This is a genomic window from Erwinia sp. (assembly GCF_031978025.1).
In the GTDB taxonomy this organism is placed as follows: Bacteria; Pseudomonadota; Gammaproteobacteria; order Enterobacterales; family Enterobacteriaceae; genus Erwinia.
Genome location: NZ_DALZCD010000379.1, coordinates 1 through 3,188, shown reverse-complemented (window position 1 = coordinate 3,188; position 3,188 = coordinate 1). Strand labels below are relative to the sequence as shown.

The following is a 3,188-nucleotide window of genomic DNA, read 5'->3' as shown; positions in this document are numbered from 1 at the left end:
AATCCCCCCCTATAAATCCCTTCTAACTTCCCTATGAGATCCGCAGGGGCCTTTACTAAGCGAAAAATGAAGAGTTGCTGAATTTTCGCTTCACTCATTTCCAGACTGCTTGCGAACGTGCTGCCACCGTCTGGCTATTCACTTTCTGGTATCTGGCCATGGAATACGCTTGTTGAACGGCATCATTGATTTTGAGACTGACTACCTGTCCATGCCGGAAGAGTCTGGGGGGGTGGCTGTGATGTCTGAGTCATCTAAGGTGTTTGAGGCATCTGAGGTGTCTGAGGTGTCTGAGGTGTCTGAGGTGTCTGAGGTGTCTGAGGTGTCTGAGGTGGATTATTATTGCCTGGGGACGTTGGATCGCCATCGGCGATTGTCCGGAATGACGTAGCGCGCCGGATAGCAGATTGCCTGAATCACTCTATTGACCGACGGAAGCAGGAAGAAAGGTTAGCCCATGGTTAAAGATGCCGGGCGACCGGCATCAAACTTTTGCAGGAAATTCATCAGGCCTCGTTGTCGAGGCCCCGATAACAGACGTGAGAAAACGATGACAAAAGTAAAGCCCTCCGTGCAGAGGGCTGTACATCATATCAAAAACTTTCCCAATCTCCGGCGGATACGGCAGCTGCTTTTGCCGGCGCAGGCATCACAGATTGCTTAACGACGACCTGCGTTCTTGCCTGTCCTGCCCTGTCCGGGGTCAGATTAAATGCAGAGACAAGTTTACTGAGCGTCTCCGCCTGATCCTGTAACGACCTGGAGGCAGAGGAGGCTTCTTCAACCAACGCCGCGTTTTGTTGCGTCACTTCATCCATCTGCCCGATAGCCAGATGAACCTGTTCAATCCCGCGACTTTGCTCCGCTGCTGAAGTCGCAATCTCATTAACTATTGTGGCAACCTGATTGATTGAGCTGGTGACTTTTGCCGTATTCTCTCCGACGCTTGCCGCCTGCTGCGCCCCGCTTTCTACATGCATCACGGAGGCATTGATCAGATCTTTAATCTCTTTCGCCGCAGAGGAAGAACGTTGCGCCAGGTTGCGGACTTCGCTTGCTACCACGGCAAAACCACGTCCGTGCTCACCGGCTCTTGCTGCTTCAACGGCAGCATTCAGTGCCAGAATATTTGTCTGGAATGAAATGCCCTCAATTAAACCGGTTATTTCGGAAATTTTTCCGGAGCTGGTGCGGATATCTTCCATTGTATCCAGCATGTGCTTCACTGATTTACCGTTTTCTGCAGATAATTTATTGGCGCTGTCTGCCAGGTTACTCGCCTCATTAGCGCTAAAGGAATTCGTCTTCACCGTTTCGCTAAACGCGGCCATGCTGGCAGCGGTCTGTTCCAGTGAAGCCGCCTGCTGTTCAGTGCGCGAAGATAAGTCTTCATTGCCCGCTGCAATTTCCGAGGAACCCGAGCTTACTGACAGCGATGCGCTGTTTACAGAAGCTAACGTTTCTGAGAATTTAGCCAGCAAGGCGTTGAAGGCTGAAGCGGTTTTCCCCACTTCATCGCGACGGCTGTCATCTGCCTGATGCGTGAGATCCAAAGTATTGCTGACCTGCACCATGGTGCCTTCTATATTCAAAAGGCTTTTTCTGATATTCAGAATGGTTTTAATCGCAAAAAAGCTCAATAAAACAACAATCAGTACCACTGAAAAGGACATAATCCAGAGTGTTTTGGCATAGATTTCTTTATTGGTTTTATTTAAATCGTCACCAATCTGGATATTTAATTCAATCTGCTTATCTAAATCAGATGTTAACTTTCTGCCTAAAACCCCTATTCCTGCCTCACCCTGTAACAGGGCAAGCGTCTCGTGGCTGTTATGTGCACGAGAAGCGGTAAGGAACGCCGGCAAAGACGCACGGATGGCATCCAGATCGCGATAGACCTGCTCCGTCATGCTGCGGTCTTCGTCATTAGAAATGTCGCTGGCCATATAGTGATCGGTCAGCTGTTTCAGCTCATCCAGCCTGTCGTTAATCTGACGCTCCGCCTCAGGCAGCTTCGTATCATCGGCAACCGCCTGATGTTTATAAAGTGCTAAACCCAGGCCGCTGGCAGCGCTGATGGATTTGTTAAGATCCTTAATGCTGGGGATAGAGTTTTCCTGCACGTATTCAAAGCGAGACTGAAAACCAGATATAACTGAAAAAGATACTACCGCCAATGCGCATAGAGCCGCAGCCAGCATGGTGAACGTCAGAAACAAACGCTGCGTGATATTCATAACCGCCTCAAATCTGCCAATGTAATAAGTTAAAAGAAGAACTTTCTCCAGACTAAGGTTATCGGTCCGTGCCTGAAAAAATTTAGGTATCCTTATGTTTTTAATTTTCCCAATTTTAAATCGTGTAACTTATTACTATTACTGATTTTATTAATTACAGCAGGGCTAATGACGCCTGTAGCCCGATAAAAAATGGGCGGTTTGATGTTGGCCTGACGCGATGATTAACAGGAATTTTACACAGCTTTTTGTTAAGGAAAAAAAGGCAGGATGTACTGGAAGGCCGATGACATTAAACAAGGCAGGATGAAAGTTTACGTGGGGATAGCGCAATATCTCTTTTGTGAAGGCGCCATTTTCCCGCTAAAGGGATAGCGACGGCACGACCTTTGGCACTACGTTTAGATAAGCGAATCAAGAGTCAGTCTTTTGCAGCGTCCGCCTGAGGGTGCCCCAATCTTTACGCAGCCAACCCGGGCAGGCAACCTCATTCCAACGTGGCTGCCTGTCAGATCTTATCGGACACGCTCGTAAGCCCCTCACTTAACGGTCTCAATGGTGGATCCATGTGAATTCATCACGTAGACCTTGTCTCCCGGATAGATATATTGATACAGCGTGCCGTCCGCTTCTTTGACGCCGGGCATTTTCACGCTGTCCACCTCGCTGATAAGAACGGCTGTCGCGTCCTGAACCCTCACCCCATCCCTTTCGCTGACCATGATATTTTCTTTTTGTAAAACTCTGGTCTGCTCGTCATCTTCATAAATAGCCGGCATGACCTCGGCAAAATCAGGATTAAGATGCTCTTTTGTCAGTGTCAAAACATAATCGAAAGTTTCAGAACCCCGCCTTGCCACAGTAATGGTGCTTACCTCATAGATATGCGTTACACCACCAATAATACTTTTAACAGTCAGCATAATTATTTCCTTCTTCCGAACGTAA

The 3,188-nt window shown here is 48.1% G+C and carries 2 protein-coding genes; both read right to left on the bottom strand.

Features of this window, described 5'->3' with window-relative positions; all coding sequences use genetic code 11:
• Nucleotides 1-593: 593 nt before the first annotated feature.
• Nucleotides 594-2,240 (bottom strand): methyl-accepting chemotaxis protein, encoded by a 1,647-nt coding sequence (locus RTK32_RS20550; protein ID WP_312047194.1) that lies wholly within the window; start codon nucleotides 2,238-2,240, stop codon nucleotides 594-596.
• A 539-nt stretch (nucleotides 2,241-2,779) separates the two neighbouring features.
• The coding region (locus RTK32_RS20545) for a hypothetical protein (RefSeq protein ID WP_312047192.1) at nucleotides 2,780-3,188 on the bottom strand (409 nt) is incomplete at its 5' end.